The organism is Pseudomonas sp. KB_12 (assembly GCF_052114545.1).
Lineage (GTDB): Bacteria > Pseudomonadota > Gammaproteobacteria > Pseudomonadales > Pseudomonadaceae > Aquipseudomonas > Aquipseudomonas brassicacearum.
In genome coordinates, this window is sequence record NZ_JBFREY010000003.1 from 68,702 (window position 1) to 92,154 (window position 23,453).

A 23,453-nucleotide genomic window follows, 5' to 3' on the forward strand; every position below is an offset into this window, starting at 1 on the left:
TCCATTGTGGGAGCGAGCTTGCTCGCGATGGCGGCGGGTCAGTCGACATCGGTGCTGGCAGACAAGGCGCTTTCGCGAGCCCCCATCAGCGTAACGGCAATTTTCTGCTGCAACTCACTTTGCGAAAATGGCTTGTGCAGGACCGGGCAGCCGGCGTATTCGGCCGGCAGTCCGCTGGCGCCATATCCGGTGCTGAACAGGAAGGGAATACGGCGACCGCGAAGAATGTCGGCCACCGGAAAAACGCGCTCGCCAGCCAGGTTGACGTCCAGGATCGCGAGATCAACCTGCACCGAGCCGGCCTTGTCACGTGCTGCAGCGAGCCGGGCGACTGAGGCCACCACTTCGCAGCCGAACTCCTCCAGCATGTCCTCGATCAACAGCGCAACCGCGCCTTCGTCCTCGACGACCAGCACCCTGACGCCAGCAAATGGGCTCATGCCCCGGTCACCCCAATCAGGAACGAAAAGCGGCAGCAAACGCCTTGCGGAGCGTAGGTGAGGTCGAACTTGCCAGCCAAGTCGCGCTCGATGCAGCGCTGCATCAAGCGCGAACCCAGCCCTTCCCGTTCCGGCGGTGATACCGGTGGTCCTCCTTGTTCGCGCCAGTCGAGGGTCAGCAACGTTCCGTCCGCCTGGGCTTGCAGGTGCCAAGTGACGGCAAGCGTCCCGGTCTCGACCGACATCGCCCCATATTTCAACGCGTTGATCGCCAATTCATTGAGGATCATCGTAAGGTTGAGCGCCACGCGAGTGCCGACGTCTGCAGAAGGGCCTTCAATCACGATGCGGCCAGGCTCATGCCCAAACACCGGCATCAGCACTTCGTGGGCCAGGGTATCGAGCGGCGTCTGCCCCCAATGCCGTTTCGTCAAGAGATCGTGTGCCCGCGACAACGCCAGGAGCCTCGCCTCGAAACGCCTGTAGCCGTCTTTCGCATCCTCGGCATTGCGCGCCGTCTGGGCTGCCAGCGATTGCACCGTGGCCAGGGTGTTCTTGACCCGGTGATTGAGTTCATCGATCAGCGTCTTCTGTCGATATTCCGCCTGCTTTCGCTCGGAGATGTCGACCAGCATGTTGATGGCGCCCACCAGGTTTCCATCGGCATCATGCAAAGGCGTGGGATAAGGCGTGAACGGAACACGGCTACCGTCCGGCCGCTCTGCAACGGCCTCGACGCCGCGAATCGGCCGGTTTTCCTTCAGGGCCACCGCCATCGGGCATTGGTCGTGGGGCAGGAAACTGCCGTCCGTGTTGAACAGTTTCCAGGTCACGCACCACTGGTCGCCCAGCCGAGGGGTGCGCCCGGACAGTTCGACAGCTGCGCGATTGTAGAAGGTGATGCGGCCATCGGCGTCGGTGGTGTACACCGCGGCAGGCAACGCCTCGAGAAGATTGCGCATGTGCCGTTCGCTCTCGCGGACCTGGTTTTCCATCCGCCGCGCCAGCGTGACGTCCTGCAACACTCGCACGCCATAACGAAACGTACCGCTGGCGTCCCTCACCGAGGAACTGTGGATGTCGAGGTAAACCACCTCGCCATCTGGCTTCAGGGCGCGCTTGCGCAGCACGTAGTTATCCAGCTCACCGGCCACCTGACGGGCGTACAACCCCGCGTCCTGCGGGATGCAATCGGGGTGGGTATAGTCCAGGAATGTCATCGACAGGAGCTCTTCCCGCGACCGGCCCAGCATGTTGCACAGGGCGTCGTTGACGCGGAGCAAGCGACCGTCGATATCGGCCTCGGAAATCCCGATGGTCACCGCTTCATAGGTCGCCGAAAGCCGGTCATCGCTGTCCTGGCGCGCCGCCTCGGCCGCATGGACACCGCTCCTGTCGATGGTGAAACAGCGCGTATTGAAGAGTTTTCCGTCTTCGAACCGGCCATTGGAAGTGATCATGACATGCTTGATCGAGCCGTCCTTTGCCCTCAGTCGCGCCGGATAGCTTTCCAGGCAGTCGCCGCTGCCCAGCTTGGTGAGGATGTCGCCAATGACCGGCTCGTCGACATGAAAATCGGTGATGTGGCGGCCAATGTACTCGTCGGCCGAATAGCCCAGCAGCGTCAGCTCTGCCTTGTTGGCGCGCAGGATGATGCCTTCGCCGCTGACGATATGCAGGCCCACCGCGCTGTTCTCGAAAAAGTCTTCCAGGTCGGCGCTCTTGCGGCGAAGCTCTTCGGCCATGGCGTGGTGCGCCGAGACGTCCTGGAAGCAGTTGATCACCCCTTGAATGACGCCTCGGCAATCCCTGAGGGCGCGGATGTTCATCAGCGCCACGAACCGCGAGCCATCCGGGCGCTCGATGAGCACTTCCTGATTGCGCGAGGCAATGCCGGTATTGAGCGCCAACGCTGTTGGGCAGTGTTCGAATGCCAGCGGTGTGCCGTCGGTCAGGAACAGTCGATGAGCGCCGCAGAAACGGTCACCGCTCTCTCCAAGTGCCGGCGCCCTTCCCCACAGCTCGGCCGCCTCGCTGTTGTACCTGACGAGCCACCCCTGGCGATCACAGAGGTACACCGCACTGGGGATGGCATCGAGTGCGCTCGTCCCCATCGCGATCAAGCTTTCGTACTCGCTTGGTGTACGCGTTTCCCTGGAAAGCTCTTCAATGTTCGACATCAGTCATCCTCAAACCGCCTGGCTGAAACCTTTCACAGGGCATCAATGGAGTCTAGATCCCTATTCACCGGGCGAGTTCAGGAAAAATCGACGTCACAGCCTCGCGCCTCAAAACTTGAACAGTGCCTGGGGTGCCTGGACCATTAACGCCCGCTTAAGTGGCGCCGCACATTCCAATGCGCGCAACTGCCCCATCACCGTTTCGAAACCGACATGTTCTTCATGCTGCGTGTGCGGCCAGTCGCTGCCCCACACCAGGCGCTCGGGGCCGAAGTGGTGTTCCAGCAACGTCAACGAGGCGCGGGCGAACTCAAGGTTCCGCGGGGCCGTTGCGCCCAATCGATAGATGCCGGACACCTTCATCCACACCTGTCCGCCCTGCCCCAGTTCCATCAATTGGGCAAAGCCAGGTTGATCCAGCCCCAAACGCGCATCCGGGCGACCGAAGTGATCGACCACCAGTTTGATGCCCAATGGCAACAGTTGTCCCATCAGCCCCGGCAAGTCCGCCAGGTTGGCATGCAACTCGACATGCCAATCCAGCTCTGCGATGTGGCCCAGAAAGCCTTTCCAGGTAGGGTCGCGAAAATCAGGCAAGGCCTCGCCCATCAAATTTAAGCGAACACCGACCACGCCCAAGCGGGCCATGTCGTCCAGCTCGGCCCGGCTGACGTCTCGCGCCACCACCGCGACCCCGCGCAAACGCTCTGGCGCTTGCCGTAGCGCGGCCAGCAAATAGCGGTTATCCGTGCCGAGAAAACTCGGCTGCACCAACACGCCATGACTCAAGCCGTGGGCGTGCAGATGGCCCAGGTACTGGGCGAGCGTGGCGTCATAGTCGGGTGTGTAGCGCCGGATAGCCGCGAGTTCCAGCCCGCGGCTGAATACGTGGGCGTGACAGTCAATGCCGGTGATCGGCGTAGTACGGGTATCAACCATGGGTTTCATCTATCGAAAATAAGGAAAATCAGGCCCGGGCGCCCTGGCTATCACGCTCAACCACAGAGGCCGATGCAGCAGTGGCTTCCAGGCTGCGACCGCGGGTTTCCGGCAGGCAAAGCGCCGCGATCACCGCCACGCCGTAGGCAATCCCGGCGTCGATGCCAATGGCCGAGCCCAAGGACATCGAATCGCTCATGTGACCGACCAGGAACGGGAACACCGCCGAGAGCACCCGGCCAAAGTTGTAGCAGAACCCCACGCCGGCGCCGCGGACATCCGCCGGGTACAGCTCGTTGAAAAACGCCCCGAGGCTCGCCGGAATGCCCGCTGCAAAGAAGCCGAGCGGAAACCCCAGGAACAGCATCTGGGTGTTGCTCAACGGCAGGAACACATAACACTGCACGGTCACCACGCAGCACAGCGCGAACAACACGATGTTCTTGCGACGGCCAATGCGATCGATCAACAAGCCACTGACCACGCAGCCGCACCAGAAGGCGAAGATGATCACCGCCAGGTAGCCGCCGGAGTTGAGCACCGACAGGTTGCGTTCGGTCTTGAGGAAGGTCGGCAGCCAGGTCATCACCGCGTGGTAACCACCGTGCGCCCCCAAACCCAACAGCCCGCCAAACAGGGTCACGCGGATCAGCTCGGGGCGAAAGATACCGCCCAGGGATTTGAAGAAACTCTGCGGGATGACGTTTTCTTTTTTCAGACGCTGGAAACTGTCGGGCTCTTCAACGTTGCGGCGCACCCAGATGATCAGGAACGACGGCAGCAGGCCGACGATGAACATCACCCGCCAGGCCATGTCTTGCGGCACGAGGGAGTAGATCAAGGTAAAGACGCCGACCGCCAGCCCCCAACCCACCGCCCAGGCGCTTTGTACCGTGCCCATGACCTTGCCGCGGTACTTGGGGTTGATGGTCTCGGCCATCAATACCGCACCGGCGGCCCATTCCCCGCCGATCCCGAAGCCCTGTAGCGCCTTGACGATCAACAACGAGTGGAAGCCGGTGACGAACGCCGACAGGAAGGTAAAGAAGGAAAACCACAAGATCATCCACTGCAGCGTGCGCACCCGCCCGTAACGGTCCGACAGCGTCCCGCCGACCCAGCCGCCAATGGCCGAAGTGACCAGGGTCACGCCGCTGACCAGCCCGGCATCGCCCTTGGTCAGGGCAAACGCGGCGATCAACGCCGGTATCGCCAGGCCGAACATCTGTACTTCCAGCGCATCGAGCGACCATCCGCCGAAACAGGCCCAGAACGTTTTGCGCTCCCGCGCAGTGACTTGGCGATACCAACTGAACATGATTTTTATCCTTATGGGTGGAACGAAAGGCAGCCGAGAGCGAACCGCGCCGCTACAGGGCCAGTCATGGCAAACAAAACGATAAGGGCTGCGGCGACCGACTCGCCGCTAGCCCGGTGGGGTCAGCGGATTTCCACGCGGTAGCGGAAATGCTCGGCATGCCCGCGCGAGCGTCGCCACTCCAGGGGATTGCCGGCGTAGTCCCGCGCCAGACGCTCGATCACCACCACCGGGCTGTTGACCGGTACTTGCAGCAATCGCGCGTACACCTCATTCACCGATTCGGCGGTGAGGGTTTCTTCGGCATAGGCGACCACCTGACCGCAGGTTTCTTCATAGATGGGATAAAGCAGCGGTCCTTTTTGACTCAGGTCGATCTCGAGCAAGGGTTGGAAACGGTTGCGGGGCAGCCAGATTTCTTCGGCGAGCACCGGCGCTACTTCCAACAAACGCACCCGCACGATGCGAATCACCGGCGCATCCGCCGGCAGCCCCAGCGCCTGGGCCACCGCCGAAGGCGCGGACACCGGCTCCACGGACAGGATCCGGCTCTCGGGAACCCGGCGTTCGCCTGAAGCGCTTTGAAAGCGGAAAAAACGGAACAACGACGATTGAAATTGCGGCCGGCGAATGAAGGTTCCGCGCCCCTGCTGGCGCTCCAGGACGCCCTCGCTGACCAGCGCATCGATGGCCTTGCGCACCGTGCCGGTAGACAACTGGTATTCGGCTGAAAGTGCCGCCTCAGTAGGGATCGCCTCCCCCGGACGCCAGCGATTATTGGCGATCTGTTCAGCCAATTGGTCGCGTAAACGTTGATACAGCGGCAGACGGGCATCACTGGAGAGAGATTTCATTGACCCTATTCACCTTGTTATCTAGTCATATATATGAATATGGGTGCGAGTATTTGCTCAAGGTCGATTGCTTGTCAAGAATGCCCGGGCTAGCTGGCTGACGAATGGCCGGCGGCAACAGTGGCAAGCGGTAGCCAGACCCGAACCTCGAACCCCTCCTGCCGATCTTTTGCCGGAGACAACAGTTCGATGCGCCCATTGATCCCCTGCACGATCGTCTTGACGATCGCCAACCCCAATCCCGACCCACTGATTTCGCTCTGGCCGCGCACGAAACGTTCGGTCAGGTGCTGCAGGACGGCTACCGGCACCACCGGTCCGGCATTGATCACCCGCAGCAGTGCCTGGTCCGTGAGGGTGACTTCGATGGGTTGATCCATCGCACCGTACTTCAATGCGTTCTCGATCAGATTGCGCAACAGAATGCCGAAGGCGTCCGGGTCGACAGTCGAATACACATGCGCCTGGGCAGGAAGTTGCAGCGCGATCTGACAGGTGTTGTTGTGCCGCCACTCATCCACCACGTGAGCCAATAATGGGACCAGGTCCTGGGGCGCTTGCGAGAGCAGTCCGCCCCCTTCAGCCTTGGCCAATTGCATGAGTTTTTCCGATAACCGGGCCAATTCGCGCAAAGCGCTTTCGATCTTTTTTGCACGCAAACGCAACGGACCTTCAGGGGCCTCCTGGTACAGCCGCTGGACTTGCGCCAATGTTGCGGCCAAGGGTGTACGCAGCTCATGTGCGCTATTGGCAGTGAAGCTGCGTTCGGCCTCCAGGGCCTTGCGCAAGCGCTCCAGCAGGCGGTTTACCGCATCCGCCAAGGGGTTGATTTCTGCCGGCAGGCGCGACACCTTGATCGGCGACAGATCACCCACGCCGCGGGCCTCTACCGCGTAACGATAGGCCAGCACGCTGCCCAGGCTCATGCGCACCAATAGCCAGGTCCCCAACAGGCTGATGGGGACCAGCGCCAATAACGGCCACAACAAGGTAAACAAGGCCTGTCGTGCGGCCTCGCGGCGATGGCGCAACGGCTCGGCGACTTCGATGAATACCGTCTCACGCAGCGCACTGGCGCCATACAGACGGTACTTTCCAGTCGTGGAGAAACCTTCAATCGGATGTTTGCTGAATACCTTCGGGTTGGCATCGTGGGACTGCATCAGGACCTTGCCCCCGGCATCGCGAACCAGATAGCTCAGGTACTCCTTGTGCATCTTCAGGGTGGCAACCTGTTGCGCCTCGCCCGGGTTTTCCCGGTTGCTGATTTCCAGCACGGCCAGGGGCAAGATGCGTTGGGCGGTCTCCTCCAGTGCGCTGTCAAAGGCCTCGTTCAACTCATGTCGTACCCCGCGCCAAGTGCCGACTGTCGCCACCAGCCAGAGCAACGTCATGCCCAGCGTCAGTCCCAGGCCCAGACGCTTTTGCAGACTGAAGGTCGTCTTCATGCCGACACCATCCGGTAACCCATGCCCCGCACGGTCTCGATCAGGTCGCGCCCAAGTTTCTTTCGCAATCGACTGATATAGACCTCGATCGTGTTGCTTTCGATTTCGGCGCCGAAGGCGTACAGCCGATCTTCGAGTTGCCCCTTGGACAGCAGCGCGCCTGGACGCTGGATGAATGCCTCCAACAGCGCCCATTCCCGAGCAGTGAGGTCCACGGCCATGCCGGCCCGATGCAACGTACGGGCCGTCATGTCGACGTGCAGCTCACCGAGCCTGATCTGGGGATTGGGGTTACCGCTGTAACGACGAGCCACCGCAGCCACACGGGCCGACAGTTCAAACAGATCAAAGGGTTTGACCAGGTAATCGTCGGCGCCGGCATTGAGGCCGGCGATTCGATCAGAGATCTGGTCCTGGGCCGTCAGGATGATCACCGCCGTCGCGTCACCTGCGCTGCGCCGCTGACGCAGGAAATCCAGCCCTCGGCCGTCCGGCAACATCAAGTCAAGCAGGATCAGGTCATAAGCGGTCGTGCTTACGCTGCTGCGTGCTTGGGCAAGGTTCTGCACCCAGTCAACGGCATGGCCGTCATCGGCGATCTGTTCGCGCACCGCATCCCCCAATCTTGGCGAGTCCTCAACCAATAAAACCCGCATCGGGCAGCTCCTGTAATCGTGGTGTGCCGCACCTTAGCGGCCTTACCTGACGTGAATCTGAAGATTCAGCTGGCTGTCAGGAATGCACCGTAGGGTATGCCCACAACGAAGCCCCCGGCGGGAGACAGATCATGAAATCAGGTTTTATCGCCAGCACTGCGCTGATAAGTGTGCTGGCCAACGGTTACGCCTTGGCCGATGACGACTGCGGCGAACCAGTCAACGACTGGCAGCCACGGGAAACCCTGCGCCTGCAGGTGGAACAGCGGTACGGCTGGACGGTGCAGCGCATCAAGGTCGACGACGGCTGCTACAAGCTCAAGGGCCTGGACCGCCAGGGCAATGTCATCGAAGCCCGCTACGCCCCGGCGTCGCTGCACCTGCGCAAGCTCGAGATCTACTTCCGGGACGATGACGATGCCAGCGCCTACCTCGCCCCTGCTCCCGCACCGTGACATTTCGACGCGTTGATCCTGCCATTCAGGTTGCTGTCAGCAAGCAGGTCCAGGCTCTCGCCCCAACGATCAAAAGGACACCTCCCATGAAAAAAATCATCGCCACAACCTGCCTCGCCGGCGCCATCATCCTGCCGGGGCTGGCTCAAGCCCGTGAAATAACCCTCACGACCCAGCTCAAGCGCTACAGCGGCAACGATGCGTACCTGGCGATCTACGTCACCGACGCCAGCGGCCAGTACCAGAAAACCCTCTGGGTGGCCGGCAAAAAGGCCAAGTACTACAAGCACCTGGCCGACTGGGCCCGTGGAAGCAAGATGAGCCCCAGCGAGTACGACGGCGTCAGCGGCGCCAGCGTTGGCAGCGGCGACACCCTCAAAGTCAGCGTCGAGCTGGCAGACACCCTGATCGATGCCGGGTATCAGATTCGCATCGATAGCGCCGTCGAGGATAAGCGTGATGCCCGGGCAGACGTCAGCGTGGCCCTGACTTCGCAAGGCGCAGGCAAGCCAGCGACGGGCAATACCTTCGTCGAATCCTTTACCTACGACCTGTAGCACCTGCCATTTGCGGAGGCCGAACATGCTTCGCCAGCTCCACTCCCTGCCCGGTCTGATCGCCGCCCTGCTGGTCATGCTACTGGCCGTCAGCGGCGCGATATTGTCTGTCGATCCGGCCCTTGAACGCCTGAACAACACGTCCACTGCGCTCGGGCAGGTCAATGTCGCCCAGTTGGCGGGACGCGTCGCCGAGCACTTTCCAGCGGTGGAGCAGATCCAGCGTACGGCGTCCGGCACGGTCATCGTCTACTACAACCGTGACGGCCAGGTCGGTGCCGAAGAAGTCGACCCACTGACCGGTCAAGGCTTGGCACCGTACGAGCCCGGCACCTTCTCTCGCTGGATGAAAGACCTGCACCGCTCGCTGTTCCTGGGTTCGCCGGGCCATGGGGTCGCGGGGGCCGGCGCGCTGGTCATGCTGATGCTGTTGGTGTCCGGGGCGCTGTTGCTGGTCCGGCGGGTCGGCGGCTGGCGCAACCTGCTGCGTCCACTGCGGGGCAACTTCAGCCAGCGCTGGCACGCTGAGGTCGGTCGCTTAGCGTTGCTTGGGCTGCTGTTATCGGCACTGAGCGGGCTCTATATGTGCGCCACGACCTTCGACTTCGTCGCTGATGGCAGTCAGAGCGAGCCGGCATTCCCCGACCACATCAGCGCAGGCTCGGCCTCGCCCGTGGCGAGCCTGCAAGCTTTGCAGGCCACCGATCTGACTGACCTGCGCGAACTCGTCTACCCCAGTCCCAATAACCCGCAAGACGTGTTTTCCCTGCGCACAGCCCAGGGCGACGGCTACGTGGACCCGGCCAGCGGCACCCTGCTGTCCTATCAAGCCCATGACGGGATGTACGCCGTCTACGAATGGATCTACCGATTGCACACCGGTGAAGGACTGTGGTGGCTCGGCCTGCTACTCGGCCTTAGTGCACTCTGCGTGCCGCTGATGAGCATCACCGGCATCCTGATGTGGTGGCGTCGCCGCAAAGCCGCGCCGAACATCCGTCATGACAGCTCCGCGCAATCCGCCGACACCGTGATCCTGGTAGGCAGCGAAACCAACAGCACCTGGGGCTTCGCCAACACCTTGCATGAAGCCTTGCATCAAGCCGGCCACCGCGTTCACAGCGCGGCAATGAATCAATACGCCAACGCCTGCATCAACGCGCAACGGGTGTTCATCCTCACCGCAACCCACGGTGACGGCAATGCCCCGGCCTCGGCTTCGCAGTTCCTGGCACGGCTGGCCGAAGCCGGCTTGAAATCTGGCCAGCCGTTTGCCGTGCTGGGTTTTGGTGACCGGCAGTTTGCCCAGTTCTGCCAGTTTGCCCACCAGGTGCAGGACGCCTTGTTGCAGGCCGGTGGCACGCCGTTGATCGGCCTGGAAACCATCAACCGCCAATCCTCCCAGGAATTCGCTCGCTGGGGTCACGCCGTGGGTGAGGTGCTGGGGCATGACTTGACGCTGATCCACACCGCACAGCCGCCACGCACCCATCAACTGGTGCTGGCCGAGCGCATTGCCTATGGTGAACAGGTCGGCGCGCCCACCCACGTGCTGCGGTTCAAAGCCTCAGGAACATTACCGGCCTTTGAAGCCGGTGATCTGGTCGGCATCCTGCCCCCTGGCAACCCCCTCCCTCGGTTCTACTCGCTGGCCAGCAGCTCACAGGACGGCGTGCTGGAGATCTGCGTACGCAAACACAAAGGCGGTCTGTGCTCATCATTCCTTCACAGCGTGGAGATCGGGGCGACCATCGACGCCTTTATCCAAACGAACCCACAATTTCGCCCAGCGTCGGGCGCGCACCCAGTGATCCTGATCGGCGCCGGTACCGGCATCGGCCCGCTAGCCGGTTTTATCCGGAACAACAAGGCCCACCACCCCATGCATTTGTATTGGGGTGGGCGTAACCCGGCCTCGGACTTCCTCTACGAAACCGAGCTCAACCATTACCTGGCTGACCGGCGCCTGACGGCGTTGCACGCGGCCTTTTCCCAGGTCATGGACCGTTCCTACGTGCAAGACCGGCTGATCAGCGACGCCCTGATGTTGCGTCGGCTGATCGAAAAAGGCGCCCAGGTATTGGTATGCGGCGGTCGCGAGATGGCCAAGGGGGTGATGCTGGCCCTGGACGAAGTACTGGCACCGCTGAACCTGAATGTGCAGACCCTCAAGGCACAAGGACGCTATCGTGAAGACGTCTACTGAATTGCAACGCTACAGCCTGAGCGGCGAAACCATGGGCACGCGCTATACCGCCCTGTTCTATGCCGAAACCGAACTCGACACCCACCCGATCAGTCACAGCCTGGCGCATGCCGTGGGCCGGGTGGACCAGCAAATGTCGACCTGGAAAGCCGATTCGGATCTCAATCGCCTCAACAACGCACCGTTGCAGGAATGGATAGCGCTGCCCGAGGAACTGACCACGGTATTGTCTGCTGCGCTGCGCGTCAGCCAGCAATCGGGCGGCGCCTTCGACATCGCCGTTGGTGATCTGGTGGACGCCTGGGGCTTCGGTCCCGGCGAGCTGTCCATCACCGAACCGGCGCTCGATAGATTGCCTGCGCCCACTCGACGCTCGACTTGTGCAGCGCTGGTCGTTGATTCACAACGCAACCAGGTGCGCAAACAGGCACCGCTTAACCTCAACTTGAACGGCATTGCCAAAGGTTTTGGTGTCGATGAGCTGGCCCGCTGCCTGGACAGGTTTGGCATCACACGCTACCTGGTAGGCATCGACGGCGAAATGCGCGCGCGCGGCAGCAAACCTGATGGGCAGCCTTGGGTCGTGGCCATGGAAAAGCCCCGTCGAGGCGTGCGTGAGGTCATGGGGGTGATGGAACTCAGCGACGCCGCCATCGCCACCTCCGGGGATTACCGACATTGGGTCGACGTCAGGGGGCAGTCCTACGCCCACACGATGAACCCAGCCACCGGCGCCCCCCTGTGCAACCCGCTCGCAGCCGTCACGGTGGTGTCGACTTCATGCATGCTCGCCGACGCCTGGGCCACAGCGCTGATGGTACTGGGCGAAACCCAAGGCCCCCGCCTGGCACAAGAACGCGGGATGGACGCATTGTTCGTCGTGCGCGACGGTTTGCAGTTCAAGGAAATATCCATAGTCGGCGGACAGTTGCAGGCTCAGGTCCAAACGCGCTGACGCCGACGCTCGGGTGTTGAGTCAGAAGAACGACCACTCACGCACCAGCCGGAGAAGGTCATCATGCACCCACCTCACAGCGCAAACCTTGCAGCCATGTGCTGAGTGAGTGCAGCGTCCGGTGTTGCACCTGAACGCTGCCCCTGTGGGAGCAAAGCTTGCTCGCGATAGGGCCAAAACAGCTGAACGCAATTAACAACGTTTAACTCGCGCGCTCGCGTCCCACGCCCAAGAATGAAGCTCTTGTCTTCCTGGCGCGAAAGCCCTCCTTCGCCCGCCCAATTTCACATGGAAATGAAGCATGTTGCCTGCACCACACCCCTCAACCGTCGCCCTGAAACCGCTCTGGCTGCTTGCCCTGCTCACCGGCAGCGCCGCACCGGCAATGGCAGCGGAACTCGCGCAAAGCACGCCTGGCTTTCTCGACGGGGCGACGCTGGAAGTCCTCAGCCGCAACTTCTACCTCAACAATGACTATCGCACCCCGACCCCGGCAGGTAAAAGCTACAAACAGGAATGGGCCCAAGGCTTCATCGCCTCGTTCGAGTCCGGCTTCACCCCCGGCACGATCGGCGTAGGCATTGATGCTCACGCGTTCCAGGGGTTGAAACTGGACGGCGGCAAGGGGCATTCCGGAACGGGATTATTGCCGCTGGATGAGAACGGGCGAAGCGAGGACCACTACTCCAGTGCGGGCGGCGCGCTGAAATTCAACACCTCACGCACCACCCTGGCGGTCGGCGAAATGACCGTGCAGAGCCCGGTATTCGATACCGCAGACAAGCGCCTGCAACCCGAATACGCCAGCGGCCTGCTGCTCTCCAGCCGCGAGTTCGAAGGGGTCGACCTGCAGGCGGGCCACTTCAGTGCGTTCAAGAATCAGGACACCTCGACCAGCAAGGGTGATTTTTCCGGGTATGGGGCGACGACGCGCCACGGCGCCATCGACTTCATCGGCGCCGACCTGCTCACCGGCCAAGCCCTGGGCGGCGCGCTCTACGCCTCCGAACTGAGCGATACCTGGCGCCAGTACTATGCCAACCTGCATGCCACCCTTGGCGAACTGTTCCTTGACGGCAACCTGTATCACACCCGCGACTATGGCAAGGCCAACGCCGGGACCATCGACACCACGGCCTATAGCCTGAGTGGCAAATATCGGCTCAATGCCCAGGCGTTCACCCTGGCCTATCAGAAAATCAACGGCGACACGCCCTTCGATTTCGTCGGCGGCGACTCCATCTACCTGGCCAACTCGATCAAGTATGCCGACTTCAACGGCCCGGGCGAGCGCTCATGGCAAGCGCGCTACGACCTCGACCTGGGCACCTTGGGCGTCCCCGGCCTGAGCTTCATGGCCCGCTATGTGACTGGACGCGGGATCGACGGCAGCCATGCTCCCCAAGGCGATGCCTACAACCCGTTCGATAGCGACACCGGTACTTACAGTCCGCAACAAGGCGCTGGCGGACGCCATTGGGAGCGCGACCTGGACCTGCACTACATCGTGCAGTCAGGCCCGGCCAAGGACCTGTCGTTGCAACTGTCCCATGTCACCCATCGCGCCAACAGCAGCCAGGGCGGCGATGACATCGACCGGCTGTATATCGTCATCCAGTACCCACTCAAGCTGGGGCCGTTCTGACCCTGCCTCAATGGATACCCAATACTTTATCCGTCATGACGGCTTCACTGGTTTAACCGCCGCTGACCGAAGCCGGCCTGACTATCACTTCCCAATTCACCTTCAAGCCAGTCGAGCAGCGCGCCCACCTCAACCCGACCTTCCCCGCCCGGCCGGCTGAATACCGATATCGCATCAGGCAAAGGGACGCTTTCTACGCAAGGTCTCACCAACGCACCGCTCTCAAGCAGCCCTTGGGCGGTGCGCCGCCACCCCAACGCAATGCCATGCCCCTCGACCGCCGCCTGGAGCATTAAGGGATAGCTATCGAACACCGAGCCCTTGGGAGCGTCGTCGAGCGACAGTCCAAACGCCTGGAACCAGGCCTCCCACTGCATCCAATGAGGCGGCGTAGCGTGATAGTGCAAAAGGGTGTGGGACTTCAGGTCACAGACTTGCAACGTTTTGTGGGTACGCAGGTAATGAGGACTGCATACGGGAAACACTTCATCAGCGGCGGTAAACATCAAACCATGGACGCCGCTGGGCCGTCCTGTGCTTTGCAGGGCCACGTCAAAATGCCCATTGAACTCAGTCAGCGGCCCGGTGGATGTGGCCACCTGGATCTCGATTTCCGGGTATCGCTGGTGGAACGTCGAGAGCCGCGGCATCAACCAGTAGAACGCTTCGCATAATTGGCACAGCAAAACGACACGGTTTTTACCTGGCGATTGACGAAGGCTGACAGCACTGGCACTGATACTTTGCAACGCGTTACTCACCACACGTCCCAACTCACGCCCTTGCGTGGTCAGGAAGACGGCGCGGTTACGACGGCAGAAAAGCTTCAGCCCCAGGTCCTCTTCGAGCCCACGGATCTGCCGACTGATCGCCGCTTGGGTGATGTGCAGTTCCTCGGCTGCCTTGGAAAAACTTTCCAAGCGCGCAGCCGCTTCGAAGGGCAACAAGCTGGCAAGCGGCGGTAATGACTTTCCAAGGGTATTCATAATCAGAGGTAATGCATCCAGGGCCGAGAACTCGTTTGTAGCATAGCTGCGACGCTGTGCAACATGAGCTCAATGCCTTAAGGATATGCATGAATGCCCAATGCCTACTCGAACACCCTCGCCGGCGTGAGCCTTGCCGTCGTCGCGACGCTGAGCTGGGCGTTGAATTTCATTGCGCCTTACGTCGTCGGTGCCTACACGATCCACGATCTGATGATCATACGGTTCCTGATCGCCGGGGCGCTGGGTGTGGCTGTCGTGGTGGGCTATCGAACCCAGCTTCGGCGCCTGCGCCGCAGCCAACTGCTACTTGGCGCAAGCCTGGGAGTCATCGGGTACCTCGGCTACAGCAGTTGTATTGCCGCAGGCGTCATGTTTGCCGGGCCGGTACTGACCCCGGCGTTTATTGGCATGGTGCCGGTCTTGCAGGCACTGCTCGGCAACGCCACCCACAAGACCCTTCAATGGCGAAGACTGGTGATACCGCTGGCTTTTTTAACGGGAGGGCTATTGCTGTCGAACCTCAGCAGCATCCAGCAGCCCCTGAGCGACGACGGTTCATGGTTGACGGGCGTGTTTTTCTCGATCGGTGCGGTGCTCTTGTGGCTCGTATTCAGTTGGTTGAACCAGGGCGCCTTGGTCAACCTGTCGGCCAGCGCTTCGGGGGCCTGGACCGGCCTCATGATGGTCGGCGCAGGGATCGGCACCTTGTGCTTGTTACCGGCGGCGCAAGCGTTTGATCTTCTCAAGCTGCCAAGCCTGGGTTTCAGTGTTTCCCTGGCGGGACACTTGTATACCTGGGGTCTTGTGATTGCGCTGATGTCGTCAGTCATCGGGGCCTGGGCCTGGAACGCAGCGTCCCGTCGCCTTCCCATGGTGCTTTCCGGGCAGTTGATAGCCCTGGAATCACTATTTGCCACACTACTGGGCTTGTTGTTTCATCACCGGCTGCCAACGCTTCTAGAAGCGTCAGGTCTTGCTGGCGTGCTGGTGGGGGTGGTGATGGCAGTTCGTATTATTCTGACGTCCACTGTTCCTGATAGAAAAGTCCCATGTCTTGACTGAAATGCTTTTTGCGACGCCGGTAAAGGCTCGGCCGGCGGGGGTTCTGAAACTTCTCCTCGGCAGTGTTTCGGCCTACGCCCCCTGCTACCATGCCACGCTCCACAATCGATTAAAGTACACGCGCATGGATGCCACGCTTCACCGTTTCAGCTGTTCGTCAGCGCTCATCACTGCGCTGCTTCTTTGCGGATGCCAGGCGACCGCACCTGCACCCGTCAGCCAAGCCATCCCTGGCGTGGACTTGGAAGGGCTCACTGTCTTCAACCAAGCCTTGGCCGAGGCCCCTTTGCCAAACTCCATCATTCGCGATGGAGATCGGGTGACCTATATGGTGGCGTCACCCGCGGCTCAGGCGTTGGGCTTCATGGCGCGATTCGATGCTGATTGCGTTCGGCCTCAAGCGCAGATGGCTTACAAGGTCAAAGGGGGGATGAAGAGATTCTCCATCGACCCACGAGGAAAGACCGAAGAGTCTTGGCAGCTGCCTGCCCAACAAATGCCCCAATACCTGCAAAGTGCACAGCGCAAACAAGTGTGTGCCCTGACGGCACCGCCGGATTGGCGAATGTTGACAGCGCCGGAACGGGGGGATTGGCAGCTGTTGGATCGCGCCAGCCTGAAGGTACAGCGTGATGAGGTGACTTTTTGGAGCGCTCGCGTATTACCCTCTGAGGCTAGGGTGCCCAGAGCCGACCTTCTCTATGGACAAATCCAACAACGGTGGCTCGCTAACTGCTCATTGCAGCAACTCACCGAATTGAGTTCCTTTTACATTGATAAAGAGCACCGCGTGCTCGGTGGACGCGTGAACACGGAACCAGAAACCATCGCTTTAAAAAGCCTGCCGGTGGAGGAGCGCCCGCTGTTTGAGGCAGCCTGTGGCAGCCCGAAATCCCAGGACCAATACAAACCCTATGAAAGGCGTATCCAGTCCTCATTCGAGTTACCTGCGCCAACGCCTGCCGCTCCTGTCTTGAAATCCATCGAAGCGTTGAATATGCCTGAACCGCAGAAAAGCATTCAGCATCTGCGCATGGCACGCCAGGATTCGACTCCAAAACAGGAGGTTTATGACTACACCTATCTCCCGGGCGAAACGGGAAAACAATTGACTCAACGATCCAAAGACGAGCGAGGACAGCGGGTGATCGTCAGTTTCCGTGACTTGATCGACCTTGCACATAGTGAGTTTCGACGCAGCAACGATGGATTCAGCTTTCGGGATAACACACTCAACATCCTCACATTCGAGGGCGACTGGGCCAACATGCCAGTAGGTGCCATTCTGCAATATTCGACTGAGCGACCGCCTTACTATCCCCGCGCGGGAAACCGCCGTCCCGTCGTAGAACAATTCAGCTGTGAAGTGCAATCGCAGAAACCAGCCAGTGCCTATCATCCAGCTTTAATCGGCAATGCCAAGGAGCTCAGTTGCAAGCGCATTGATTACGCCAGCGAAGAAATCACTGTCCATGCTTACCTGGAGACATACGGGATGTTTGTAGCGACGGAACTCAGAGGGCCGAGATCGCATGTCAGATGGACGATAGAGGCAGTCGAATAGCATGGGGATCTTTGATCGTTTATTTGGTGGACGTTTTAGCATGCCAGCGCCCGATGAAACCGACCTCAGCGCTGCTGCGATCATGAAAGAGCTTCGACCTTGCCAGAATCAGGAGCAGGAACAGGCCCTTAAAACTTTCGCCCAGACGCTGTTGGCACGGGTTCCGGAAAAAGAGAACGCCAGGCTAGTCAAGCGCATCATGCGTAAATTCGCCGTGGGATTCGAAGCCTCCAGCGCCCTGTCGGAGGGATTGCTTGAGGATGCAAGGGGACAAAAACTCGAGTATCTCGTGCTGTTGAGTGTCGATTGGAAAGGCTACGACGGATTTGAGTACCTGGCGCCCTATCTAACCAAGGCCAACGGCATAAATGAGCCCTACACCTACGTGCATAGCGGCGTATCGATGACGCAGGTGCTTGACGATTTTGATGAATGGCTGCTCCGGTTCGGTAGGCGATACCTTCACCTGGATACAGGGGATGACGATTACTGCGGGTTTATCGTTGACGCCGAACGGGTAGAGGAAATGATCAACCTGGCTCAACGTGCAGACATTGAAGTCAGCCTTAGTCATTTCTGAATCGCGCAGAAAGAACCTGCCGGAAATGGGCCAGGCCGTGCTGGAGCGTAAAAGTGCCACCTGCTTGGGCGAACACCTGCAGGACATCGGCGAGAAAGATTATTCGGAGCAAACGGCCAGGGAAATCGACCTGGGCATCCGAGCGTTGCTCGATGAAGCCTATCAACGCGCCAAGACCTTGCTCGAAAGTCGCCGGGCCGATCTGGACACCGGGGGCCGTCTGCTATTGGAAAGGGAAACCCTGACCCCTGAAGAATTTGCACCGTTTCTACCGATCAAGCGCCCGGCGGCAGCGCTGCGACTTCTTTGGCAGCCTCATTGCCCAAAGGTTGGCGCGATCCGCGCCTGGCAACCTTGTACAAAACAGGTACAGACCTATACAAAGCGGATTACAATGACATCACTGTGATATCAATCATAACGGCGCATACTCCCCCTATGCTCAAGCAAGCGCCACTCCGGGAATGCTGAAAACAAAGCCAAGGACGTCCTGAGTAAAAGGGACGCCGCGACTCCAAAAGAGTAAAGGCCATGTCGAACGATAAAGAAACCGACGAACGTTGCATAAATAGCACTATCGAGCCCTGTCGCTCACGTTCCGAGTCCCCCTATTGGAACGGTCAACTCCCTCATCAAGACACCTCGCACGCCTCCCATTCCCTGGACCCGCAGGTAAATGATGGAAATTGCACCTCGATCGATAAGGCTACTATTGCCAATATCCAGGTAAGTTCTACGACGCTGAATGAAGAGCTGATCACGGCGAGGAAACTCTGTCGCGAATCGAAGTCGGCAGTCGTTGCGATGTTCAGTGATGCACGAATGGGGCGTGCCATATCCATCGACCAAGCGGATAAACTCGTCGACGATATAGCCCGTTCAATCATGCGTCACCCAAGTGCTTTCATCAGCCTGGCCCGACTTAAAACGGCGACTGAATACACGTATATGCATTCAGTCGCCGTCAGCGCCCTGATGATTGCCGTGGCTCAGCAACTGGATTTGCCTGAAGAGCTTGTTCATCAAGCTGGACTTGCGGGTTTATTGCATGACATTGGCAAGATGGCCATTCCCGGCATCATTATTAACAAGCCGGGAAAACTGACCGACGATGAATTCGCAGTCATTCGTCAACACCCGCAGCTAGGCGCGCAAATATTGCGAACCTCGACACCACTGTGCGAAGCGGTGATTGACGTGTGCCTGCATCATCACGAAAAAGTGGACGGGTCTGGCTATCCAGATCGGTTGATCGGTGAGCAGATAAGCCTCTTTTCCCGCATGGCGGCCATTTGCGATGTCTATGACGCAGTCACATCGGATCGCCCCTACAACGAAGCCTGGTCCCCCGCCATTGCCATTCAAAAAATGTCGGGATGGAATCGACATTTCGATAAAACGGTATTCCAGGCCTTTGTGAAGTCAGTCGGTATTTATCCGGTTGGCTCCATCGTTCGCCTCAGCGGCGGCGCTATCGGCGTGGTCACTGAGCAGAACCCATGTTCGTTATTGAACCCAAAAGTAAATACCTTCTTCTCCACCTCTTTAAACACCTACGTCACCCCCTCGATCATCGACTTGAGTGAGCCGACCTCAAGCGAAAAGATCATTGAACGAATCACGGCAAAACAATACGGCTTCAAAAATACAGAAACATTGTGGAGCGAACTTCCCGCATAAAGCTGACACCTAGCGAAATAAGCCATTTACTGCCCCAGCTTGACGACGAATCGACCGAGGGTATGGCTTTAGCCGAGAAAAAAAGGCGCAATGGGATAGTTCTTCTATGCTTGGTTCACTCAAAGGAGTTCATCCCTGTGCTCGAGCCCGAAGCCCGACTTCTACACGTGCACTCCCTCAAGGCTGCTTGCTCGAACTGCAGCGTGCTTGAACTGTGCCTACCCATTGGCCTGACGGGCGGTGAAGTCGAGCGCCTCGACACGCTGATCGCCCAGCGGGTGAAGGTCAAGAAAGGCGCAGCGCTGTATCGCACCGGCGACCCGCTGCGCTCGTTGTATGCCGTGAGATTGGGTTTCTTCAAGACCAGCGTCCTTTCGGTAGACGGTCGCGAACAGGTCACCGGTTTCCAGATGCAAGGCGAAATGCTTGGCCTGGACGCTATCAGTACCGATCACTACGCCTGTAATGCCATTGCCCTGGAAGACAGCGAAGTCTGCCCGCTGCCTTTCAACCTCCTGGAAAAACTGGCCCACGACTTACCGTCGTTGCAGCACAACCTGAACAAGCTCCTGAGCCGGGAAATCGTGCGCGACCACAGCATGTTGTTGATGCTCGGCAACATGAACGCCGACGAACGCCTGGCGGCGTTTCTATTGAACCTCTCCCAACGGCTTAACATGCGTGGTTATTCCTCCAGGGAATTTGTCCTGCGCATGAGCCGCGAGGCCATCGGCTCCTACCTGGGTCTGCGCCTGGAAACCATCTGCAGGGGCATCGCCCACCTGCGCCAGGAAGAACTGGTAGACATGCATGGGCGCAATGTCACCATTCTGGACTTGCCCGGCCTCAAGCAAAAAGTCGCCGGTTGCCATCGTCATGCGGAACTGTGATGCATCGTTGAAGCTGCCGGCCCCTTCGCGAGCAATCTCGCTCCCACATGGRGTYGTGGTGAGCACAAGTCCRGCGGCTACAAAAAAATCCYCTGTGGGAGCGAGCTTGCTCGCGATAGCGGCGGGTCAGTTGGCTTTGATTCGGCTGGGCCGCCGCCTTCGCGAGCARGCTCGCTCCCACATGGGGTCGTGGTGAGCACAAGTCCGGCGATCACAGAAAATCCCCTGTAGGTGCGAGTCTGCAATCTGCCCTCCCTCAGCCCAGGCAAACCAAGCCCTGGAGCACCGGACCGCGCAACGTGGCGGTACTCATCCCTTGACCGCCAGCACACTGCCCGGCACCGAGTACAAGGCGCGTTCTGTCGTGCTGCCAATCAAACGCTCAAGACCGGCGCGGTGCACAGTGCCCATCACCACCACGTCGGCCTCGAATTCGTCGATGAACTCCTGAATGACCGGCACCGGCAGGCCAACGACAAAGTGCCGACGTTCCGCCGGTACGCCACAGCGCTCGGCCAGGCTGATAAACGCCGCATGCAGCGATTCGCGCAGGGCGTCGGCAAAGTCATCATCCCAAGCCCCGGCCAGCAACGAGGCTTCGCCATTGAAGGCCGGCGACAGGTCGCAGGCGTACAACAGATGCAACGAGGCGTCGCATTGCCGGGCCAGCGCGGTGGCCGTCTGGACGATGCGCTCGTTCAACGCATTGGCCTCGGGGTCCGAGGGGTCCACCGCCGCCACGACCCGGCGCGGCAAGCCGTGCACCGCCTGGTTGACCAGGTGCACCGGCACCGGACAGTCGCGCAACAGATGACAGTCAAGGGGTGTTGCAAACACGCGTTTGAGCAACGGTTCGAGGGTGACGTCCTTGATCAGCAGGTCAGGCTGGAACTGCTCGACGTAGCGCAGGATGTCCAGCAACGGATGGAGCGTCCACACCACGTGAGTCGTCACATCCAGGCCTTCCTCCTTGAGCAGCTCCGCCTCCTCCACCATCCAGCGACGGTAGCGGTGCAAATAGCGCTGCACACCCGCTTCATCGGTTTTTTCACCCCATAAGTGGGTGCGCGCCGGTGGCTGGACGAACGCGCACAAATGCAGCGCCGCGCCGCTGGCCCGGGCCAGGGCACAGGCCCTGCGCATCGCTGCGGAGGGGTGCAGATCAGGTTCGACGATCAATAGCAGACGCTGGTATTGCCCCATCGCACACCTCCATCGGATTGCCCACACGAAATCCAGAACCTTGCATCGGCCTTTTCCGACGCGATCTTCAGCGTGCGCCCATCAAGGCCCCGGACGGTTTGATCTGAATCAAAGGCAGGACAATCGACGGACGAATACGCGGGCACTGATCCAGATCAGAATCGATCGCCGTGGCGGGCGTAGAACAGTATCGAATGCGCAGCTTTTTATCGCACCGCACGTGCACATCCGAGGGAGGATCGCACCATGCTCACTGTCAAAGACCACAACGAACGCGCCGCTGCCCTGTATGCCAGCATCAGTGGCAAGCACTGGATCCAGGCACTCAAGGACGGCCGGCATGTCTTGATCCGCCCGCTCAGGGACCAGGATCGCCAGCGCGAATACGACTTCATCATGCGCCTGTCACCGGAGTCCCGGCACATGCGCTTCCTGGCGCAGATCAATGAGCCGGGCGCGGCGCTGCTCGATCAGTTGATGGATGTCGACTGCAAGACGCGCATGGCCTACATCGCCCTGGTCCATGACAACGGCGAGTTGATCGAGATCGGGGTCAGTCGCTATTGCGCGACCCAGGAACACGAATGCGAGTCTGCGGTGACCGTCGCTGACCCTTGGCAACACCTGGGGCTGGGGACGTTGTTGATGGAGCACCTGATCGACACCGCGCGTAAAAACGGCTACCGCCAGATGTACTCCGTCGATGCCGCCAGCAATGCCCCGATGCGGGACTTGGCCCATAGCCTGGGTTTTGAAACCCACAGCGATCCCGACGACACCCGGCAGGTCATCCACCGGCTCTACCTTTAGCTCCGGACGCTGCGCGAGGCCTTGACATGGCCTCGCGCAGCGTTGCTCCAATCACACTTGCGGCTTGATCGCCAACACGCTGCAAGGCGCCCGTTGCAGCAGCAGCTCGGCGGTGGTGCCCAGGCGCTTGTCCAGGCCACGATGTGCCGTGGTACCCATGACGATGACATCGATCTGGTGATCGGTGGCGAACGTGCAAATGCTGTTCAGCGGCGCCCCTTCGATGAAGTGGCGCTGCTGCGGTGCGACCCCATGCCGCTCGGCCAGGGACTCGAACACCTCATGTTGTGCCTGGCCCAACGCTTCATAGAGCCCGGTGGCCAAGGGCAGCGCACCAATGCCCATGTCCGAGGCGTAGACGGCCGTCCAATCGAAGGCGTGCAGCAACTCGACCTGGGCGTTGCATTGCTCGGCCAGTTTGACTGCGGCGTCGACGATCTGGTCGTTGAATACCAGGTCCTGCTCCTCGCTGCGCAGCACATCGACAATCGCCAGGACCCGCCGAGGCCGGGGGTTACGCGAATCCGTGACCAGATGCACTGGCACCGGGCAGTCGCGCAGCAAGCGCCAGTCCAGGGGCGTGAAAAACACCCGCTTCATCGCCGGTTCCGGCTGCGCGTCCTTGATGATCAACGCCATTGGCATCTCCTTGACGTATTGCTGCAAGGCTTGGAAGGCATCCTTGCTCCAAACCACCTCGCTGGTCACCTCGACGCCGTGCCGGCGCGCCAGTTCGGCCTGTTGCCACAGCCAATGCCGATGGGTTTGCAGATAGCCCTCACGCGCTTGCTTGACCTGCTCCGGGGCGAACAGACCGGCCACCGAGAGCACCTCCAGGTAGTCGAACGCCACGATGTGCAGGGGCAGGTCCAGCGCCAGGGCCAACTCGGTAGCCCGGTCGAACGCCGGCGTACGGATCATGGCGTCGGGCGCCACTAGCAACAAACGTTGAGTCTGGGACATGGAACACCTCGGCACGTGGCGACAGCCACTTAAAGGATTGAGGGTTCCAGAATGGACGC

Annotated in this window: 21 protein-coding genes and 1 pseudogene; 12 read left to right on the forward strand and 10 right to left on the reverse strand. The window is 60.2% G+C overall.

Translation table 11 applies throughout. From position 1 onward, the window contains the following. Positions 1-38: 38 nt before the first annotated feature. The 7 genes from AB4Z20_RS02485 to AB4Z20_RS02515 form a co-directional block, all read right to left on the reverse strand. On the reverse strand, positions 39-440 hold the full coding sequence (locus AB4Z20_RS02485) for a response regulator (protein WP_320390369.1): 402 nt from the start codon (positions 438-440) through the stop codon (positions 39-41). Beyond that, on the reverse strand, positions 437-2,620 hold the full coding sequence (locus AB4Z20_RS02490) for a PAS domain-containing sensor histidine kinase (protein ID WP_320390368.1): 2,184 nt from the start codon (positions 2,618-2,620) through the stop codon (positions 437-439). The genes AB4Z20_RS02485 and AB4Z20_RS02490 overlap by 4 nt, the downstream gene beginning before the upstream one ends. Before the next feature lie 108 nt (positions 2,621-2,728). Continuing rightward, positions 2,729-3,559: an amidohydrolase family protein gene (locus AB4Z20_RS02495; protein ID WP_320390367.1), complete on the reverse strand. Its 831-nt coding sequence runs from the start codon at positions 3,557-3,559 to the stop codon at positions 2,729-2,731. Between the two features lie 28 nt (positions 3,560-3,587). Then, entirely contained in the window at positions 3,588-4,877 is a 1,290-nt protein-coding gene (locus tag AB4Z20_RS02500) for an MFS transporter (protein WP_320390366.1), read from the reverse strand. Positions 4,878-4,999: 122 nt separating this feature from the next. Further along, a complete protein-coding gene (locus AB4Z20_RS02505; RefSeq protein ID WP_320390365.1) occupies positions 5,000-5,731 on the reverse strand; it encodes a GntR family transcriptional regulator in 732 nt (243 codons plus the stop codon). An 89-nt stretch (positions 5,732-5,820) separates the two neighbouring features. Further along, complete coding sequence (locus tag AB4Z20_RS02510) at positions 5,821-7,179, reverse strand: sensor histidine kinase (protein ID WP_253474120.1); 1,359 nt, start codon at positions 7,177-7,179, stop codon at positions 5,821-5,823. Further along, positions 7,176-7,835 (reverse strand): response regulator transcription factor, encoded by a 660-nt coding sequence (locus AB4Z20_RS02515; protein WP_028237064.1) that lies wholly within the window; start codon positions 7,833-7,835, stop codon positions 7,176-7,178. Before AB4Z20_RS02515 ends, AB4Z20_RS02510 begins: the two co-directional genes overlap by 4 nt. Before the next feature lie 131 nt (positions 7,836-7,966). On the opposite strand from AB4Z20_RS02515, the gene AB4Z20_RS02520 reads away from it, so the two are divergent. The 5 genes from AB4Z20_RS02520 to AB4Z20_RS02540 all read left to right on the forward strand — a co-directional run bounded on the left by AB4Z20_RS02520 (position 7,967) and on the right by AB4Z20_RS02540 (position 13,653). Then, positions 7,967-8,290 carry a PepSY domain-containing protein gene (locus tag AB4Z20_RS02520; protein ID WP_253474117.1) on the forward strand — a complete coding sequence of 108 codons (324 nt, stop codon included), beginning with the start codon at positions 7,967-7,969 and terminating at the stop codon, positions 8,288-8,290. Between the two features lie 86 nt (positions 8,291-8,376). Continuing rightward, on the forward strand, positions 8,377-8,847 hold the full coding sequence (locus AB4Z20_RS02525; RefSeq protein ID WP_253474114.1) for a DUF2271 domain-containing protein: 471 nt from the start codon (positions 8,377-8,379) through the stop codon (positions 8,845-8,847). Positions 8,848-8,872: 25 nt separating this feature from the next. Continuing rightward, positions 8,873-11,053: a PepSY domain-containing protein gene (locus tag AB4Z20_RS02530; protein WP_442089256.1), complete on the forward strand. Its 2,181-nt coding sequence runs from the start codon at positions 8,873-8,875 to the stop codon at positions 11,051-11,053. Then, on the forward strand, positions 11,037-12,008 hold the full coding sequence (locus AB4Z20_RS02535) for an FAD:protein FMN transferase (protein WP_442089257.1): 972 nt from the start codon (positions 11,037-11,039) through the stop codon (positions 12,006-12,008). The genes AB4Z20_RS02530 and AB4Z20_RS02535 overlap by 17 nt, the downstream gene beginning before the upstream one ends. A gap of 301 nt (positions 12,009-12,309) precedes the next feature. Continuing rightward, positions 12,310-13,653 (forward strand): OprD family porin, encoded by a 1,344-nt coding sequence (locus AB4Z20_RS02540; RefSeq protein ID WP_442089258.1) that lies wholly within the window; start codon positions 12,310-12,312, stop codon positions 13,651-13,653. A 44-nt stretch (positions 13,654-13,697) separates the two neighbouring features. Here the strand turns inward: AB4Z20_RS02540 and AB4Z20_RS02545 are convergent, their stop codons facing one another. Then, entirely contained in the window at positions 13,698-14,639 is a 942-nt protein-coding gene (locus AB4Z20_RS02545; protein WP_442089259.1) for a LysR substrate-binding domain-containing protein, read from the reverse strand. Between the two features lie 93 nt (positions 14,640-14,732). Between AB4Z20_RS02545 and AB4Z20_RS02550 the strand changes: the two genes are divergently transcribed. The 6 genes and pseudogenes from AB4Z20_RS02550 to fnr all read left to right on the forward strand — a co-directional run bounded on the left by AB4Z20_RS02550 (position 14,733) and on the right by fnr (position 20,418). Next, positions 14,733-15,704 (forward strand): DMT family transporter, encoded by a 972-nt coding sequence (locus AB4Z20_RS02550; protein ID WP_442089260.1) that lies wholly within the window; start codon positions 14,733-14,735, stop codon positions 15,702-15,704. Further along, the gene (locus AB4Z20_RS02555; protein WP_442089261.1) at positions 15,697-17,268 is read left to right on the forward strand and encodes a hypothetical protein; all 1,572 of its coding nucleotides are present in this window, start codon (positions 15,697-15,699) and stop codon (positions 17,266-17,268) included. Before AB4Z20_RS02550 ends, AB4Z20_RS02555 begins: the two co-directional genes overlap by 8 nt. Positions 17,269-17,308: 40 nt before the next feature. Continuing rightward, on the forward strand, positions 17,309-17,848 hold the full coding sequence (locus tag AB4Z20_RS02560; protein WP_442089262.1) for a DUF6630 family protein: 540 nt from the start codon (positions 17,309-17,311) through the stop codon (positions 17,846-17,848). Between the two features lie 22 nt (positions 17,849-17,870). Next, a pseudogene (locus AB4Z20_RS02565) lies at positions 17,871-18,146 on the forward strand (ATP-dependent zinc metalloprotease FtsH); the annotation flags it as partial. A gap of 233 nt (positions 18,147-18,379) precedes the next feature. After that, positions 18,380-19,528: an HD-GYP domain-containing protein gene (locus AB4Z20_RS02570; protein WP_442089263.1), complete on the forward strand. Its 1,149-nt coding sequence runs from the start codon at positions 18,380-18,382 to the stop codon at positions 19,526-19,528. Between the two features lie 137 nt (positions 19,529-19,665). After that, positions 19,666-20,418, forward strand: a complete 753-nt coding sequence (gene fnr / locus AB4Z20_RS02575) for a fumarate/nitrate reduction transcriptional regulator Fnr (RefSeq protein WP_018602135.1) — start codon at positions 19,666-19,668, stop codon at positions 20,416-20,418. 309 nt (positions 20,419-20,727) lie between these two features. Here the strand turns inward: fnr and AB4Z20_RS02580 are convergent, their stop codons facing one another. Next, positions 20,728-21,621 (reverse strand): universal stress protein, encoded by an 894-nt coding sequence (locus tag AB4Z20_RS02580; RefSeq protein ID WP_442089264.1) that lies wholly within the window; start codon positions 21,619-21,621, stop codon positions 20,728-20,730. Positions 21,622-21,867: 246 nt separating this feature from the next. Here AB4Z20_RS02580 and AB4Z20_RS02585 point away from each other — a divergent pair, with 246 nt between their 5' ends. After that, the gene (locus AB4Z20_RS02585) at positions 21,868-22,431 is read left to right on the forward strand and encodes a GNAT family N-acetyltransferase (protein WP_018602132.1); all 564 of its coding nucleotides are present in this window, start codon (positions 21,868-21,870) and stop codon (positions 22,429-22,431) included. Positions 22,432-22,482: 51 nt separating this feature from the next. Here the strand turns inward: AB4Z20_RS02585 and AB4Z20_RS02590 are convergent, their stop codons facing one another. Then, positions 22,483-23,394, reverse strand: a complete 912-nt coding sequence (locus tag AB4Z20_RS02590; RefSeq protein WP_442089265.1) for a universal stress protein — start codon at positions 23,392-23,394, stop codon at positions 22,483-22,485. Positions 23,395-23,453: the final 59 nt, after the last annotated feature.

Bases quoted from the DNA above. Each gene is read 5' to 3' on its own strand.
- AB4Z20_RS02485 (WP_320390369.1), bottom strand. From the start codon at position 440: ATGAGCCCATTTGCTGGCGTCAGGGTGCTGGTCGTCGAGGACGAAGGC.
- AB4Z20_RS02490 (WP_320390368.1), bottom strand. From the start codon at position 2,620: ATGTCGAACATTGAAGAGCTTTCCAGGGAAACGCGTACACCAAGCGAG.
- AB4Z20_RS02495 (WP_320390367.1), bottom strand. From the start codon at position 3,559: ATGGTTGATACCCGTACTACGCCGATCACCGGCATTGACTGTCACGCC.
- AB4Z20_RS02500 (WP_320390366.1), bottom strand. From the start codon at position 4,877: ATGTTCAGTTGGTATCGCCAAGTCACTGCGCGGGAGCGCAAAACGTTC.
- AB4Z20_RS02505 (WP_320390365.1), bottom strand. From the start codon at position 5,731: ATGAAATCTCTCTCCAGTGATGCCCGTCTGCCGCTGTATCAACGTTTA.
- AB4Z20_RS02510 (WP_253474120.1), bottom strand. From the start codon at position 7,179: ATGAAGACGACCTTCAGTCTGCAAAAGCGTCTGGGCCTGGGACTGACG.
- AB4Z20_RS02515 (WP_028237064.1), bottom strand. From the start codon at position 7,835: ATGCGGGTTTTATTGGTTGAGGACTCGCCAAGATTGGGGGATGCGGTG.
- AB4Z20_RS02520 (WP_253474117.1), top strand. From the start codon at position 7,967: ATGAAATCAGGTTTTATCGCCAGCACTGCGCTGATAAGTGTGCTGGCC.
- AB4Z20_RS02525 (WP_253474114.1), top strand. From the start codon at position 8,377: ATGAAAAAAATCATCGCCACAACCTGCCTCGCCGGCGCCATCATCCTG.
- AB4Z20_RS02530 (WP_442089256.1), top strand. From the start codon at position 8,873: ATGCTTCGCCAGCTCCACTCCCTGCCCGGTCTGATCGCCGCCCTGCTG.
- AB4Z20_RS02540 (WP_442089258.1), top strand. From the start codon at position 12,310: ATGTTGCCTGCACCACACCCCTCAACCGTCGCCCTGAAACCGCTCTGG.
- AB4Z20_RS02545 (WP_442089259.1), bottom strand. From the start codon at position 14,639: ATGAATACCCTTGGAAAGTCATTACCGCCGCTTGCCAGCTTGTTGCCC.
- AB4Z20_RS02550 (WP_442089260.1), top strand. From the start codon at position 14,733: ATGCCCAATGCCTACTCGAACACCCTCGCCGGCGTGAGCCTTGCCGTC.
- AB4Z20_RS02560 (WP_442089262.1), top strand. From the start codon at position 17,309: ATGCCAGCGCCCGATGAAACCGACCTCAGCGCTGCTGCGATCATGAAA.
- AB4Z20_RS02570 (WP_442089263.1), top strand. From the start codon at position 18,380: ATGTCGAACGATAAAGAAACCGACGAACGTTGCATAAATAGCACTATC.
- AB4Z20_RS02580 (WP_442089264.1), bottom strand. From the start codon at position 21,621: ATGGGGCAATACCAGCGTCTGCTATTGATCGTCGAACCTGATCTGCAC.
- AB4Z20_RS02585 (WP_018602132.1), top strand. From the start codon at position 21,868: ATGCTCACTGTCAAAGACCACAACGAACGCGCCGCTGCCCTGTATGCC.
- AB4Z20_RS02590 (WP_442089265.1), bottom strand. From the start codon at position 23,394: ATGTCCCAGACTCAACGTTTGTTGCTAGTGGCGCCCGACGCCATGATC.